Here is a 15,489-nt window from a genome sequence, read left to right as displayed (position 1 = left end):
GCTAGCCGCCGAAGTCGTCGAGCAGGATATTCTCCGGTTCCACGCCCATGTCGGTAAGCATCTTAATGACCGAGGCATTCATCATCGGTGGGCCGCACATGTAGAACTCGCAATCTTCCGGCGCCGGATGATCCTTCAGATAGTTCTCAAACAGCACGTTGTGAATGAAGCCGGTCGGGCCTTCCCAGTTATCTTCAGGCTGAGGATCGGATAGAGCCAAGTGCCACTCGAAGTTTTCATTCTCGGCCTGCAGCTGATCGTACTCCTCGACGTAGAACGCTTCGCGCATGGAGCGTGCGCCATACCAGAAGGTCATCTTGCGCTTGGACTTCAAACGCTTGAGCTGATCGAAGATGTGCGAACGCATCGGTGCCATACCGGCGCCGCCGCCGATGAAGACCATTTCGGCATCGGTATCCTTGGCGAAAAACTCACCGAAGGGCCCGTAAACGGTGACCTTGTCACCCGGCTTGAGATTGAATACCCACGACGACATCTGCCCCGGTGGCAAGTGATCCTTACCCGGAGGCGGCGAAGCAATGCGGATATTGAATTTCACAAGGCCGACTTCTTCGGGATAGTTGGCCATGGAATAAGCACGAATCACCGTTTCCTCAACCTTGGAAACGTATTTCCACTGGTTGAACTTGTCCCAGTCGCCGCGATATTCCTCTTGAATATCGAAATCCTTGTAGGCCACCGTGTGCGGTGGGCACTCCAGCTGCACGTAACCGCCGGCACGGAAGTCGACGTTTTCGCCTTCGGGCAGCTTAAGGGTCAACTCCTTGATGAAGGTGGCCACGTTGGGGTTGGACTCCACCGTGCATTCCCACTTCTTCACGCCGAAGACTTCTTCCGGCACCTCGATCTTCATGTCTGCCTTGACCGGAGTCTGGCAGGACAGACGCCAGCCCTCCCCTGCCTCGCGACGGGTGAAGTGCGACTCTTCGGTGGGCAGCATCTCGCCACCACCGCTCTCGACGATGCACTTGCACTGCGCGCAGGTGCCGCCACCACCACAGGCGGACGAGAGGAAGATGTTATTCGACGCGAGAGTCTGCAACAACTTGCCGCCGGCAGGCACGGTAATAGTGCGTTCGCCGTTGATCTCGATGTTGATATCGCCGCTGGAAACCAGCTTGGCGCGTGCCGCCAGGATGATCACCACCAGCGCGAGCACAATGGCGGTGAACATACCGATGGCGAGGAAAATTTCGTAACTCATCTGTTCATCCCGTCCTTAGAGCTGTACGCCAGAGAATGACATGAAGCCCAGCGACATCAGGCCGATGGTGATGAAGGTGATGCCCAGACCCTGCAGACCATCCGGTACATCGCTGTACTTCAGCTTCTCGCGGATGCCCGCCAGCAAAGCGATGGCCAGTGCCCAGGACAAGCCCGAACCAACGCCATAGACAGTACTTTCCGCCAAGTTGTAATCACGCTCGACCATGAACAAGGTGCCGCCCATGATGGCGCAGTTCACGGTGATCAGTGGCAAGAACACACCCAGCGCGTTGTAGAGGCTGGGCACGTACTTATCGAGGGTCATCTCGAGAATCTGAACGATGGCCGCGATCACGCCGATGTAGCTGAGCAGCCCGAGAAAACTCAGGTCCACTTCAGGCAAACCGGCCCACGACAGCGCACCCGCCTTGAGCAAATAGGTGTAGATCAGGTTGTTGGCCGGCACGGTGATGGCTTGGACCACGATAACCGCGATACCCAAGCCAATCGCCGTTTCCACCTTCTTCGAGATCGCGATGAAGGTACACATGCCGAGGAAGAACGCCAGGGCCATGTTCTCGATGAACACGGCACGGACGAACAGGCTGATGTAATGCTCCATTAGTAAGCCTCCTTGTTCGAGACTTGCGGCGCCATCTTGAAGGACGGCTTCTCGACCTGCTCCCTCTTCCAGGCACGGATGCCCCAAATGAACAGACCGATCAGGAAGAACGCCGAAGGAGGAAGCAGCATCATGCCGTTGGGTAGGTACCAGCCACCGTCGTTGACCACAGGGAAGATGGTATAGCCCATCAACTTGCCCGCACCGAACAGCTCGCGAATGATGCCAAGCGCGATCAGCATGGCGCTGTAGCCCAGACCGTTACCCAATCCGTCGAAGAACGACAGCATCGGCGGGTTCTGCATGGCGAACGCCTCGGCACGTCCCATCACGATGCAGTTGGTGATGATCAGACCGACAAAGACCGACAACTGCTTTGATAGCGAGAATGCATAAGCCTTGAGCACCTGATCAACCAGGATCACCAGCGAGGCAATAATCACCATTTGCACGATCATGCGGATCGAGCTCGGGATCTGGCTTCGGATCATCGAGATGAACAAGTTGGAGAACGCAACCACAAGCGTCAGCGCGACAGACATCACTAACGCAGTATTGAGGTTGGAAGTAACCGCCAGCGCCGAGCAGATTCCGAGAATCTGCAGGCCGATGGGGTTGTTGTTGAAAATCGGATCGAACAGGACTTGCTTGATTGTAGGTTGCGACATGCTCATGCCTCCCCTGCGCGCAGATTAGCGATAAAGGTGCCGAAGCCATTCTCGCCTAGCCAGAAGTGCAGCAGGTTGTTTACACCGTTGCTGGTCAGCGTTGCACCTGCTAGGCCGTCGACTTGGTGATTCGCCTTCGGGCTCTGCGGATCCACGCTGCCCTTGACGATTTGCACAGCAAGGTTGCCGTTGTCATCGAACAGCTCCTTGCCGGGCCACTGACCTCGCCATATCGGATTATCGACCTCACCACCCAGGCCGGGAGTTTCGCCATGCTGGTAGAAACCAAAGCCGGCAATGGTGTCGAGATCGCCTTCGACCGCCATAAAGCCGTAGAGAGTTGACCACAGGCCGTAGCCACGAACAGGCAGGATCAGTGTATCGATCTCGCCCGCACTCTCCCCTTCAACGATATAAACGGTGCTGTAACGCTCGCGGCGCTTGATCGAGGCGATGTCCTCGTCGCTCGGTAGCGCTTCGGACAAAGCTGGATCCTTGGCAGCAACCAGCGGATCGAAAGTCGTGGCATCAAATTCATCACTGAACTTGCCAGTTTCCAGATCGACTAGGCGGGCAACGATACGCTCGTTAAACAGCTGCTTGACCTGGTTGCCGGACATTCCAGCCTCACCCAGGCCGGCGATGGCCAGAATGCTGCGTTGTTTGTCCAGCAAGCGATTTTCCAGCTGCGTCGGGCGCAGCGCCACAGCGGCGCCCGCAACGAAAATAGAGCACACCAGGCAGACCAACAGGGCTACCGTCAGCGTACGAACGGTCGATTCTTTCTGACTAGACATTACGTGCCAGCCTCCGCTTGATATTGGCCTGAATGACAAAATGGTCAATCAGCGGTGCACACAGGTTGGCGAACAGAATCGCCAGCATCATGCCTTCCGGGAAGGCAGGGTTGACCACGCGGATCAGCACGACCATCACACCAATGAGGATGCCGAATACCCACTTTCCGGTATTGGTCATGGAGGCCGAAACCGGATCGGTCGCCATGAAAATCAGACCGAAGGCGAAACCGCCCACCACCATATGCCAGTACCAAGGCATGCCGAACAGCGGATTGGTGTCGGAACCGATCAGGTTGAACAGGTAGCTCAGCACAATCATGCCAATCATCACGCCGGAAACGATGCGCCAAGAGGCAATCTTGGTCAGCAGCAGCACCGCGCCGCCGATGAAGATCGCCAACGTGCTGGTTTCTCCGACCGAGCCATGCACGGTGCCGATGAATGCATCCATCCAAGTGATGCCGTTGCCGATGATATTCTCGATACCGCCGACGAAGCCGAGGCTGAGTGCGGTCGCACCAGAGAAACCATCCACGGATGTCCACACCGCGTCACCGGACATCTGCGCCGGATAGGCGAAGAATAGGAAAGCACGAGCGGTCAAAGCCGGGTTAAGGAAGTTCTTGCCGGTGCCGCCGAAGATTTCCTTGCCGATCACTACGCCGAAGCTGATGCCCAGCGCCACCTGCCACAGCGGGATGCTCGGCGGCAGAATCAATGCGAACAGCACCGAAGTGACGAAGAAGCCTTCGTTGACCTCATGTTTGCGAATGGATGCGAACAGCACTTCCCAGAAACCGCCGACGATGAAGGTCACCGCGTAGATCGGCAGGAAGTAGGCCGCCCCCTGGATGAAGTTATCCCACAAGCTGGTCGGATCGAAGCCGGCCAGAGCGCCGATCAGCGCGAAGCGCCAGCCTTCCTGCGCAGCCAGCAGATCGGGGCTCTGCGCGAAGATCAGGTTGGCCTGATAACCCACGTTCCACATGCCGAAGAACATCGCCGGGAAGGTGCACATCCAGACGGTGATCATCATCCGCTTGAGGTCGATGCCGTCACGCACGTGCGCAGTGGTCTTGGTGACGCTGCCCGGACGATAGAGGAAGGTATCGGCGGCTTCGTACAGTGCGTACCACTTCTCGTACTTGCCGCCCTTTTCAAAATGATGCTCGATCTTGTCGAGGAATGCGCGAATGCCCATGCCTTACCCCTCCTTCTCGATGCGGGTCAGATTGTCCCGCAGGATCGGGCCGTATTCGTATTTGCCAGCGCAGACATAGCTGCACAGCGCCAGATCCTCTTCGTCGAGTTCCAGGCAGCCAAGCTTCTGCGCCACCTCGGTGTCGCCTACGATCAGCGAGCGCAACAATTGAGTCGGCAGGATATCGAGCGGCATCACTTCCTCGTAGTTGCCAACCGGCACCATTGCGCGCGGGCTGCCGTTGGTGGAAGTAGAGAACGCGAATTTCTTACCGGCGTTGAGCTTGGAAATGAAGATATTGAGCACCGAGTGCTTGGTTCGTCCCAGACGCATGTAATGCAGCATCTCGCGCTCCTTGCCCTCGCGCAGGCAGGAAACCTGCTGATGGTAGCGACCGAGATAGGCGAAGGCGCCATGGGCGGTACGACCGCCAAGCAACGAACCGGAAACGACGCGATTGGCTCCTAGCTGCAATTCGCCTGCAGTCAGTTCATCCAGGTTGGCGCCCAGACGGGTGCGCACCAGGCGCGGTTGTTCAACTACAGGGCCGGCAAGCGATACCACTCGCTCAACCGACAGGCGACCGCTCGTAAATAGCGCACCTATGGCAATGACATCTTGATAGCCAATGGTCCAGACGCTTTTACTGGCGCTGACGGGATCAAGGAAGTGGATATGCGTACCAGCGAGACCCGCAGGATGCGGCCCGGCAAAACTCTCGGTCTTGACCTTGGCGAGCTGTTCGCCTGGCAGCGAGGCGCCATCGGCCTTGCAAAGAAACAGCTTGCCCAGATTGCCGAGAACCTTGAGGCCAGCTTCGAAATCAGCTGCACGTTCAGCAATTATGATCGATGGATCGGCTGCCAACGGATGGGTGTCGATTGCCGTGACGAAAATGGAATTGGGCACGGCATCGATCGCCGGCACTTTACTGTATGGACGCGTGCGCAGGGCAGCCCAGAGGCCCGACTGCTGGAGATTCTCACGAACCTGCACATCGCTGAGCCCTTCGAGTTCGGCTGCACCATACTGGCTGAACGTCACTTCGTCCGTTCCGTCCAAGTCGATGACCACCGACTGCAGGACCCGCTTCTCACCACGATGAACTGCACTGACAACGCCGGCGCCAGGCGCCGTGAAAACGACTCCAGGCGTCTTTTTGTCCGAGAACAGAACCTGCCCCAACTTGACCCGATCACCCACCTGAACGTCCATGGTCGGCTTCATGCCCGGGTAGTCAAATCCCAAAACCGCGACGCTTCGCACGGGCCTTGCAGCCTCGATACGCTGCGCCGGCGCACCTGCAATGGGCAAATCAAGCCCACGTTTTATATTGATCATCGGTTCGCTAACCACTGATTGAAGGCTTTTTTACGAGCCTGCGACCTAGCTCAAAGTCGAATTGCACGACACGCACTGATGATTTATCAGCGCGACGCCATGCCGCAGGTCCCAAGTAGAAATCCGCCCGATTATAGAGGTCGCGGACCAAGACTGGCCACCCAAGAGCTTTCAATTTTTTGACTGCGGACAAGCGCGCCTTGTAACCAACTATTGACGCGAGCCGCTACATGGCTTGATACGGCGGAAATCTGTTTACGGTCAAAATGAAAAACGGGAGCCGAAGCTCCCGTTCATTATCTGCGCAGACTCAGCGCGGGAAGGCTGGCGGATTGACCCCTGCCATATCTTCCATGACGCGCACTACCTGGCAGCTGTAGCCGAATTCATTGTCATACCAGACATACAGCACGACGCGGTTATCGCTACAGATGGTTGCCTCGGCATCTACAACGCCGGCATGGCGCGAGCCGACGAAATCCGTGGAAACCACTTCCTGTGAATTGACGAAGTCGATCTGCTTCTGCAGATCCGAATGCATGGCCATCTGGCGCAGGTATTCGTTGATCTCGTCGCGGTTGGTGGCCTTTTCCAGATTCAGATTCAGGATCGCCATAGAGACGTTCGGCGTCGGAACGCGGATAGCATTGCCAGTCAGCTTGCCCTTCAGCACCGGAAGCGCCTTGGCCGCCGCAGTTGCAGCGCCGGTCTCCGTGATGACCATGTTCAGCGCGGCACTACGACCACGACGACTGCCTTTATGGAAGTTGTCGATCAGGTTCTGGTCGTTGGTGTAAGAGTGCACGGTCTCGACGTGACCGTTGACGATGCCGTACTGGTCGTTGACCGCCTTGAGCACCGGCACGATGGCGTTGGTGGTACAGGAGGCAGCGGAGACGATCTTGTCGTCTTCGGTGATATCGGCATGATTGATGCCATGCACGATGTTCTTCAGCTCGCCCTTGCCAGGCGCGGTCAGGACGACGCGGGCAACGCCAGGACACTTGAGGTGCTGGCCAAGGCCTTCGGCGTCACGCCACTTGCCGGTGTTGTCCACCAGCAACGCGTTCTCGATGCCGTACTGGGTGTAGTCCACCGAAGCCGGATCGTTGGAGTAGATCACCTGGATCAGGTTGCCGTTGGCAGTGATGGTGTTGTTCTCGGCATCGATATGAATGGTGCCGTCGAACGGGCCGTGCACCGAGTCGCGGCGCAGCAGGCTGGCGCGCTTGACCAGGTCATTCTCCGCCCCCTTGCGCACGACGATGGCACGCAGGCGCAGACCGTCGCCGCCACCGGTTTTTTCGATCAAGATGCGCGCCAGCAGGCGGCCGATACGGCCAAAGCCATAAAGCACGACGTCGGTGCCTTTATGGACGCCAGTCGTATTGCGCTTGCCAGCGACTTCAGCCAACTCATCACGCACGAACTGGTCAAGGCTGCGGCCGTTGCCCTCGGCCTTGAACTTGGCGACGACCTTGCCCAGATCCACCGAGGCGGCGCCCAGGTCCATGCTGCTCATGGTCGTGAGGATCTGATGGGTTTCGTTGACACAGAGTTCGGCTTCGTCAGCCTGGCGGTGACGAGCGAAACGATGCGCTTTGAGCAATGCGATGACCGAACGGTTGATCAACCCGCGGCCATAGATGGAAGTCACCACGTTATTGTTACGATACAGCTGACCAATCAGCGGAATCATCGCTTCGGCGAGGGCTTCTCGATCAATCCATTCACCAAGACACTGGTCGGGCTTCTGAGTCACGGGCAGTTCCTTCCAACATGTAGGGGCTGAGAAAAAGGGCTACATTATGCCGGCGCACCCTAGCGCCGGCAATCTGTGCAGCGGAAACACTGACAGCGTCCCGCTCGGATAGTTACAATCCGGGCGGTCCATTTTTCGACCGGAGTCACGTCCACTCGTGTCCGTATTGCGCCTTCCGCCCATGCCTGCCGCCAGCGGCAAGCAAACCTGGGGCAACCTTCCCGGAGCCGCGCTAAGCCTGGCCATCGCCGAATCCGCCAGCCGCGCAGAATGCTTCACCCTTCTTCTCACCGCCGACAGCCAGAGCGCCGAGCGCCTCAAGGAAGAACTGGCATTCTTCGCGCCGAGCTTGCCGGTTTTGCATTTTCCCGACTGGGAAACGCTGCCCTACGATGTGTTCTCGCCGCACCAGGACATCATCTCCCAGCGCATCGCGGCGCTCTATCAGCTGCCTGAACTGACCCACGGCGTACTGGTAGTTCCGATCACCACCGCGCTACACCGCCTCGCACCCAAGCGCTTCCTGCTGGGTTCCAGCCTTGTGCTGGATGTCGGCCAGAAGCTCGACGTCGAACAGATGCGCTCGCGGCTGGAAGCGGCGGGCTACCGCTGCGTGGATACGGTGTACGAGCATGGCGAATTCGCCGTGCGGGGCGCGCTGATCGACCTCTATCCCATGGGTAGCGCACTGCCCTATCGCATCGACCTGTTCGACGACGAGATCGAAACGCTGCGGACCTTCGACCCGGAAAACCAACGCTCCATCGAAAAGGTGGATTCGGTGCGCCTGCTGCCGGCCCGCGAGTTTCCAGTGAAAAAGGAAGCGGTCACCGGTTTCCGCGCGCGCTTCCGTGAACGCTTCGACGTGGATTTCCGGCGCTGCCCGGTCTACCAGGACCTGTCCACCGGCATCACCCCGGCGGGCATCGAGTACTACCTGCCGCTGTTCTTCGACGAAACCTCGACGCTGTTCGATTACCTGCCCGAGGACACCCAAGTGTTTTCTCTGCCTGGCATCGAGCAGGCCGCCGAGAACTTCTGGAAGGACGTACGCAACCGCTACGAAGACCGCCGCGTCGATCCCGAACGGCCTCTGCTGCCGCCTGCCGAGTTGTTCATGCCGGTAGAGGATTGCTTCGCCCGTTTGAAGCTATGGCCACGCGTAGTCGCCAGCCAGGAAGATGTGGAAACCGGCATCGGCCGCGAACGCTTCCCGGCCAGTCCGCTGCCGGAGCTGGCCATTGAAGCCAAGGCCAGCGAGCCGCTGGGGGCGCTGCGGCGCTTTCTCGATGAATTCCCTGGCCGTGTACTGTTCACCGCCGAATCCGCTGGGCGCCGCGAAGTGCTGCTGGAACTGCTGGCCCGCCTGAAACTGCGCCCGCAGGAAGTCGAGGGCTGGCCGGCATTCCTTCAGGGCAAGGAACGCCTGGCGATCAGTATCGCGCCGCTGGACGAGGGCCTGCTGCTGCAACAGCCGCAACTGGCACTGATCGCCGAAAGCCCGCTGTTCGGCCAGCGCATCATGCAGCGCCGCCGTCGCGAGAAGACCCGCGATGCAGGCGAGAACGTCATCAAGAACCTCACCGAGCTGCGCGAAGGCGCGCCGGTGGTGCATATCGACCACGGCGTGGGCCGCTACCAGGGCCTGATCACCCTAGAGATCGAAGGCCAGTCGGCCGAATTCCTCCAGCTGCAGTACGCCGAGGAAGCCAAGCTCTACGTGCCCGTCGCTAGCCTGCACCTGATCGCCCGTTATACCGGCAGCGACGACGCCCTGGCACCGCTGCATCGGCTGGGTTCGGAAACCTGGCAGAAGGCCAAGCGCAAGGCCGCCGAGCAGGTCCGCGACGTCGCTGCCGAACTGCTCGACATCTACGCCCGCCGCGCCGCCCGCGAAGGTTATGCCTTCCAAGACCCGCAGCTGGACTACGACACCTTCAGCGCCGGCTTCCCCTTCGAGGAAACGCCGGACCAACAGGCCGCCATCGAAGCCGTGCGCAGCGACATGCTCGCGCCCAAGCCAATGGACCGGCTGATCTGCGGCGACGTCGGCTTCGGCAAGACCGAAGTGGCCATGCGCGCCGCATTCATTGCCGTTCACAGTGGCCGCCAAGTCGCCGTATTGGTGCCCACTACATTGCTCGCCCAGCAGCACTACAACAGTTTCCGCGACCGCTTCGCCGATTGGCCGGTGAAGGTCGAGGTAATGAGCCGCTTCAAATCCGCCAAGGAAATTCAGGGCGCAGTGGACCAGCTCGCCGAAGGCAAGGTGGACATCCTCATCGGCACCCACAAGCTGCTGCAGGACGACGTCAAGTTCACCAACCTGGGCCTGGTGATCATCGACGAGGAACACCGTTTCGGCGTGCGCCAGAAGGAACAGCTGAAGGCGCTGCGCAGCGAGGTGGACATCCTCACTCTCACCGCCACGCCGATCCCGCGCACGCTGAATATGGCGGTGGCGGGCATGCGCGACCTGTCGATCATCGCCACGCCGCCGGCGAGGCGGCTGTCGGTGCGCACCTTCGTCATGGAGGCTAACAAGCCGACCATCAAGGAAGCCCTGCTGCGCGAGCTGCTGCGCGGTGGTCAGGTCTACTACCTGCACAACGATGTGAAGACCATCGAGAAATGCGCCGCGGACCTTGCCGAACTGGTGCCCGAGGCGCGTATCGGCATCGGCCACGGTCAGATGCGCGAGCGCGAGTTGGAACAGGTGATGGGCGACTTCTACCACAAGCGCTTCAACGTGCTGGTGGCCTCGACCATCATCGAGACCGGCATCGACGTGCCCAGTGCCAACACCATCATCATCGAGCGCGCCGACAAGTTCGGCCTGGCCCAGCTGCACCAGCTGCGTGGCCGCGTCGGCCGCAGTCACCACCAGGCCTACGCTTATCTGCTCACCCCGCCGCGCAAGCAGATGACGCCAGACGCGGAAAAGCGCCTGGAAGCCATCGCCAACTCCCAGGATCTGGGTGCCGGTTTCGTGCTGGCCACCCACGACCTGGAAATCCGCGGCGCCGGCGAGCTGCTCGGCGACGGCCAGAGCGGGCAGATCCAGGCGGTGGGTTTCACCCTCTATATGGAAATGCTCGAACGCGCGGTCAAGGCCATCCAGAAGGGCGAACAGCCGAACCTGGACCAGCCACTGGGCGGCGGTCCGGAGATCAACCTGCGCATCCCGTCGCTGATCCCCGAGGACTACCTGCCGGACGTGCATGCGCGCCTGATCCTCTACAAGCGCATCGCCAACGCCGCCGACGAGGACGGCCTGAACGAGCTGCAGGTGGAGATGATCGATCGCTTCGGCCTGCTGCCGGACCCGGCCAAGCACCTGATCCGCCTGACGCTGCTCAAGCTGCAGGCCGAAAAGCTCGGCATCACCAAGATCGACGCTGGGCCCCAGGGCGGACGCATCGAATTCGCCGCCGATACACCGGTCGATCCGATGGCGCTGATCAAACTGATCCAGACGCAGCCCAAGCGCTACAAGTTCGAAGGCGCGACGGTGTTCAAATTCCAGGTGCCCATGGAACGACCGGAAGAACGTTTCAATACGCTGGAAGCCCTGCTCGAACGTCTGACACCGGCGGCTGGTCAGTGAGACCATTCGCCGTTGTGCCGACTATCCCTCCTTGCACCTGAGCCATGTCCGAGACTTTTTTCGATCACCTTCCCGAACCCTGGACGACCTATTTCTCACCACTGGCCTTGAGCCGTGGTGAGCAATACGCCGCCGAAGGACGGGTGCGGATCATCGAGCAGTCGGCGCAGCGGGTCGCGGCGAGTTGCCAGGGCTCGGGGAGTAATAGCTACCGGCAAACCCTGACCCTCGGCCCGCGCGGCGAGCTGCACTGCCTCTGCACCTGTCCGGTGGGCTGGGCCTGCAAACACGCGGCGGCCGTGCTGTATGAGCTGGAGCGACAACAGCAACAGCCACGATCCACCGCTCCAGTGAGCGATTCCCAAGACGGTTTGCACGGCGCGCTGCAAGCCTGGCTTTCACACCTGCCTCAGGCCCTCGGCGAGGCACCGACGGCGCCAGCGCAGCACTGCCTACACTATCTGCTCGAACCAGATCTCACCGTCACCGTATATAAAGTGCGGCAACTCAAGGATGGCAGCTTCAGCACTCCTCAGCTCTATTTCGCAATGCGCGAGGCGAGCTTCCGGCAACCACGCTTCATGCTGCCGATCGATTTGCGCATCGCCGCCCTGCTGAACCTGTGCGCAGGCGGCAGCAACACGTTCCAGCTGGAAGGCCCGAATGGCGGCGAGGCGCTGCGGCTCGTGCTTGAAAGCGGGCGCGCCTTCTTGAGTTTCGACCGGCCCGCCTTGCAACCTGGCCTCTGCCGCGAGGCACAGCTGCAATGGCGCACCAATCGCAACGGAACCCTATACGCCAGCCTCGTTCCGGAGGATGTCGAATTGATCGAAGCCATCGACCCTCTCTACTACCTGGACGAGGCGAAGAACGAGTTGGGTGTGATCGCTCACGGCCTCGGCGATGCGCTGGCCCGGCATCTGCTCAAGCTGCCCGAAGTGCCTGCCGCGCAGGCCACATTATTCAGCCTCTCGCTGAACGATATCGCCCCCAAGCTACCCGCACCGAGCAAACCGCAGGAAAAACGTATCGACGACCTGTCGCCCCGACCACGCCTGGCGCTGGGTAGCCATCAGTTCATGAACTACCACCCCGGCAGCGGGCGCATGGTCAATGAACAGCAGCACCGCGCCGGCCTCAGCTTCGTCTATGACCGCACGGCGGCCCATGGAAAGAGCAAGGCTGACGAACGCATACGCCAGGTCGGTGACCAGGGCATCCTCAGCATTGCCCGCCAGCCCAAAGCCGAACAGGCACTGCGCCAGCGCCTGCAGCAATTCGGCCTGCGCCCCGCCCTGCGCCAGAGTCAGGCATTGCCCAAGGACTCGGCAGAGATGTACGAGCTGCCCAACGAGGCCGCCTGGCTGCAGTTCGTTCAGCAGCACCTGCCGCAGCTGCTCGACGAAGGTTGGGAGATCGTCATCCAGCCGGGCTTCGCCTACGACCTGGCGCAGGTCGAGCAATGGTACGCCGAGGTCGATGAATCGCCGGAACACAGCTGGTTCGAGCTGGAACTGGGCATCGTCGTCGAAGGCGAACGCATCAGCCTGCTGCCGGTGCTGTTGGATGTGATCCGCAAGACGCCGGCGCTGCTGGCCCCGGAACAACTGGCCCAGCGTCGCGATGATGAGATGCTGCGCATCACCCTCGCGCGCCGCGACGACGGTCATCCACTTCAAGTGTTGCTGCCCTTCGGTCGGCTCAAACCGATTCTCGCGACCCTTGGCGATCTGTATCTGCAACAGCCCTTGGCCATGAGCGACAGCCTGCGCTTGGACCAGGCCGACGCCGCGCGTCTGGCCCAGCTCGACGCGCTCCCGCTGGAGTGGCACGGCGGCGAGCGCCTTCGCGATTTCGCTCAGCGCCTGCGCGACTATCGCCAGCTCCCCTGCCCACCGCCCGCAGGACTGAACGCCGAGCTGCGGCCCTATCAGCTGCAGGGATTGTGCTGGATGCAGACGCTGCGCGAATTGGAGGTAGGCGGCATTCTTGGCGACGACATGGGTCTGGGCAAAACCCTGCAGACCCTGGCCCATCTGCTTATGGAAAAACAAGCCGGCCGCCTCGACCGCCCCGCTCTTGTGGTGATGCCCACCAGCCTGATTCCAAACTGGCAGGACGAGGCGGCGCGCTTCGCACCCGACCTCCGGGTGCTCACCCTGCACGGCCCGGCCCGGCAAAAACACTTCGGCGAACTGGCCGATTACGACCTGCTGCTGACCACCTACGCGCTGCTACCCCGGGACGTCGAGCGCCTGGCCGAACAGCCGCTGCATGTGCTGGTCTTGGACGAGGCGCAGAACATCAAGAACGCCGGCAGCAAAGCCGCCCAGGCCGCTGGCCAGCTGCAGGCGCGACAACGCCTATGCCTGAGCGGCACCCCACTGGAAAACAACCTCAGCGAGCTTTGGTCGCTGTTCCACTTCCTCATGCCCGGCTGGCTGGGCAACGCCAAGGAATTCAACCGCACCTATCGCACACCCATCGAGAAACACGGCGACCCCGTGCGGCTGCAACACCTGATCGGCCGCATCCGCCCCTTCCTGCTGCGCCGGCACAAGGAAGAGGTGGCGCACGAGCTGCCGCCCAAGACCGAGATATTGCATTGGGTAGAGCTGACCCCGGCGCAACGCGACCTCTACGAGACGGTGCGGCTGGCCATGGATCGCAAGGTACGCGACGAGATCGACCGCAAGGGGCTGGCGCGCAGCCAGATCATCATTCTCGACGCCCTGCTCAAGCTACGCCAGGTCTGCTGCGACCTGCGCCTGGTCAAGGGTGAAACGGCGCGCGCGGTTCGCGGCGGCAGCTCAGGCAAGCTGGACAGTCTGATGGAGATGCTCCAGGAACTGCTCGCAGAAGGCCGCCGCGTGCTGCTGTTCTCGCAGTTCACATCGATGCTGGCGCTGATCGAGGAAAGCCTGCAGCAGCGCGGCATCGATTACGTGCAGATCACCGGCGACACCCGCGACCGTCGCACCCCAGTGCAGCGCTTCCAGAACGGCGAGGTGCCGGTGTTCCTGATCAGTCTCAAGGCCGGCGGCACCGGGCTCAACCTCACCGCCGCCGATACCGTGATCCATTACGATCCCTGGTGGAACCCGGCCGTCGAAAACCAGGCCACCGACCGCGCCTACCGCATCGGCCAGGACAAGCCCGTGTTCGTCTACAAACTCATCGCCCGCGGCACGGTGGAAGAGAAGATCCAGCAACTGCAGGCCCGCAAGGCCGAGCTGGCAGCCGGCGTACTGCAAGGCAGCGGCGAAGCCGACTGGACGCTACAGGAAAGCGATATCGAGGCGCTGCTGGCACCGTTGGAAAGGTGAAAGCAGAAGCCAAGCCGTTGGACTGCGACTTCCGATGGGCACCGACCTCAGAGCCGTCTCCGTCACCGGAGACGGCTGCGTGGATGCAGGAGATCGGCCATTGCGAGAGGGGCCGTACACATCAATATTCCCTTCACACCCAAGCTGGATGACGACCTGCTTTTAGTCCAAGCTTTCCACCACTAACTGTAAACCGCCATCGAACCAGACAAGGACATGCCGATGAGCCTCTATGAAATCGCGTTTTCCGGCCAGTTGCTCCCTGGCGCACGGCTCGAGCAGGTCGAAGCCAACCTGAGCAAGTTGTTCCAGGCCGACGCCCAGCGCATCGCGCAGTTGTTCTCCGGGCGGCGCATGGTCATCAAGCAGAACCTGGATTTCGCCGCCGTGGAGAAGTATCGCCAGGCTTTGGAGCGCGCCGGCGCGCAGGTCGAAGTCAGGCCGATGCCGGTCGCCGTCGAGGAAATCGAACTGGCACCGCCGCCTGCCGAGGAGCCGCCCGCACCGCAGGCATCCACGACCGCGCCTAAGCCGCTGAAGGTCGCACCTCGCGATGAATACATGGCTGCTTTCGTCGATGTCGAGGCCCCGGATTTCGGCATCGCGCCGGTCGGTGTCGATCTGCAGGATGCCCGCCCTACAACCCCTCCGCCGACACTGAATCTATCGCAATTCAGCCTGGCGCCGGTGGGCAGCGACATGAGCGAACGCCGCCGCGCCAGCGATGCCCCCGTTCCAGATACCTCGCATCTGAAGTTGGTGGAGTAACGCGCCACATCGGACGGGCTGCGCTGCGTTTCAGCCCACCAAGTAGTTGGCTGGGAGAATTGGTGGGCTGACGCGGAACGCCGCCCGGCCCACCCTACTCCACCAGCCAGCCGAACTCCCGCCGCTCCGGCAGGCTCCAAGACTACAAGCCCTCACAGTGCCTGTAC

Annotated in this window: 10 protein-coding genes; 3 read left to right on the top strand and 7 right to left on the bottom strand. The window is 60.9% G+C overall.

Annotated elements, in window-relative coordinates; all coding sequences use genetic code 11:
* Position 1 precedes the first annotated feature (1 nt).
* From nqrF to GYM54_RS20885, 7 genes are all read right to left on the bottom strand, one after another.
* Entirely contained in the window at positions 2-1,225 is a 1,224-nt protein-coding gene (gene nqrF / locus GYM54_RS20915; RefSeq protein WP_131648195.1) for an NADH:ubiquinone reductase (Na(+)-transporting) subunit F, read from the bottom strand.
* A 15-nt stretch (positions 1,226-1,240) separates the two neighbouring features.
* A complete protein-coding gene (nqrE, locus tag GYM54_RS20910; RefSeq protein ID WP_131648194.1) occupies positions 1,241-1,849 on the bottom strand; it encodes an NADH:ubiquinone reductase (Na(+)-transporting) subunit E in 609 nt (202 codons plus the stop codon).
* The gene (locus tag GYM54_RS20905; RefSeq protein ID WP_177493019.1) at positions 1,849-2,523 is read right to left on the bottom strand and encodes an NADH:ubiquinone reductase (Na(+)-transporting) subunit D; all 675 of its coding nucleotides are present in this window, start codon (positions 2,521-2,523) and stop codon (positions 1,849-1,851) included. The genes nqrE and GYM54_RS20905 overlap by 1 nt, the downstream gene beginning before the upstream one ends.
* Positions 2,520-3,314 carry a Na(+)-translocating NADH-quinone reductase subunit C gene (locus tag GYM54_RS20900; protein ID WP_181102728.1) on the bottom strand — a complete coding sequence of 265 codons (795 nt, stop codon included), beginning with the start codon at positions 3,312-3,314 and terminating at the stop codon, positions 2,520-2,522. The genes GYM54_RS20905 and GYM54_RS20900 overlap by 4 nt, the downstream gene beginning before the upstream one ends.
* Positions 3,307-4,518, bottom strand: a complete 1,212-nt coding sequence (locus GYM54_RS20895) for an NADH:ubiquinone reductase (Na(+)-transporting) subunit B (RefSeq protein WP_131648191.1) — start codon at positions 4,516-4,518, stop codon at positions 3,307-3,309. Before GYM54_RS20895 ends, GYM54_RS20900 begins: the two co-directional genes overlap by 8 nt.
* Before the next feature lie 3 nt (positions 4,519-4,521).
* On the bottom strand, positions 4,522-5,859 hold the full coding sequence (locus GYM54_RS20890) for a Na(+)-translocating NADH-quinone reductase subunit A (protein ID WP_181102730.1): 1,338 nt from the start codon (positions 5,857-5,859) through the stop codon (positions 4,522-4,524).
* A gap of 310 nt (positions 5,860-6,169) precedes the next feature.
* On the bottom strand, positions 6,170-7,621 hold the full coding sequence (locus GYM54_RS20885) for a glyceraldehyde-3-phosphate dehydrogenase (protein WP_181102732.1): 1,452 nt from the start codon (positions 7,619-7,621) through the stop codon (positions 6,170-6,172).
* Between the two features lie 157 nt (positions 7,622-7,778).
* Between GYM54_RS20885 and mfd the strand changes: the two genes are divergently transcribed.
* From mfd to GYM54_RS20870, 3 genes are all read left to right on the top strand, one after another.
* Positions 7,779-11,228: a transcription-repair coupling factor gene (mfd, locus tag GYM54_RS20880; RefSeq protein ID WP_181102734.1), complete on the top strand. Its 3,450-nt coding sequence runs from the start codon at positions 7,779-7,781 to the stop codon at positions 11,226-11,228.
* Between the two features lie 44 nt (positions 11,229-11,272).
* Complete coding sequence (locus tag GYM54_RS20875) at positions 11,273-14,554, top strand: DEAD/DEAH box helicase (RefSeq protein WP_181102737.1); 3,282 nt, start codon at positions 11,273-11,275, stop codon at positions 14,552-14,554.
* A 222-nt stretch (positions 14,555-14,776) separates the two neighbouring features.
* Positions 14,777-15,322: a hypothetical protein gene (locus GYM54_RS20870; protein WP_131648186.1), complete on the top strand. Its 546-nt coding sequence runs from the start codon at positions 14,777-14,779 to the stop codon at positions 15,320-15,322.
* The last annotated feature ends 167 nt before the right edge of the window (positions 15,323-15,489 follow it).

Origin of the sequence: Pseudomonas sp. MTM4 (genome assembly GCF_019355055.1) — a bacterium.
Classification (GTDB): domain Bacteria; phylum Pseudomonadota; class Gammaproteobacteria; order Pseudomonadales; family Pseudomonadaceae; genus Stutzerimonas.
Note: the sequence above shows the minus strand (reverse complement) of the source record. Positions and strands in the feature narration are given on the sequence as shown.

What these genes read in the sequence shown, in the direction of transcription:
- nqrF (WP_131648195.1), bottom strand. Translation starts at nt 1,225, where the DNA reads ATGAGTTACGAAATTTTCCTCGCCATCGGTATGTTCACCGCCATTGTG.
- nqrE (WP_131648194.1), bottom strand. Translation starts at nt 1,849, where the DNA reads ATGGAGCATTACATCAGCCTGTTCGTCCGTGCCGTGTTCATCGAGAAC.
- GYM54_RS20905 (WP_177493019.1), bottom strand. Translation starts at nt 2,523, where the DNA reads ATGAGCATGTCGCAACCTACAATCAAGCAAGTCCTGTTCGATCCGATT.
- GYM54_RS20900 (WP_181102728.1), bottom strand. Translation starts at nt 3,314, where the DNA reads ATGTCTAGTCAGAAAGAATCGACCGTTCGTACGCTGACGGTAGCCCTG.
- GYM54_RS20895 (WP_131648191.1), bottom strand. Translation starts at nt 4,518, where the DNA reads ATGGGCATTCGCGCATTCCTCGACAAGATCGAGCATCATTTTGAAAAG.
- GYM54_RS20890 (WP_181102730.1), bottom strand. Translation starts at nt 5,859, where the DNA reads ATGATCAATATAAAACGTGGGCTTGATTTGCCCATTGCAGGTGCGCCG.
- GYM54_RS20875 (WP_181102737.1), top strand. Translation starts at nt 11,273, where the DNA reads ATGTCCGAGACTTTTTTCGATCACCTTCCCGAACCCTGGACGACCTAT.
- GYM54_RS20870 (WP_131648186.1), top strand. Translation starts at nt 14,777, where the DNA reads ATGAGCCTCTATGAAATCGCGTTTTCCGGCCAGTTGCTCCCTGGCGCA.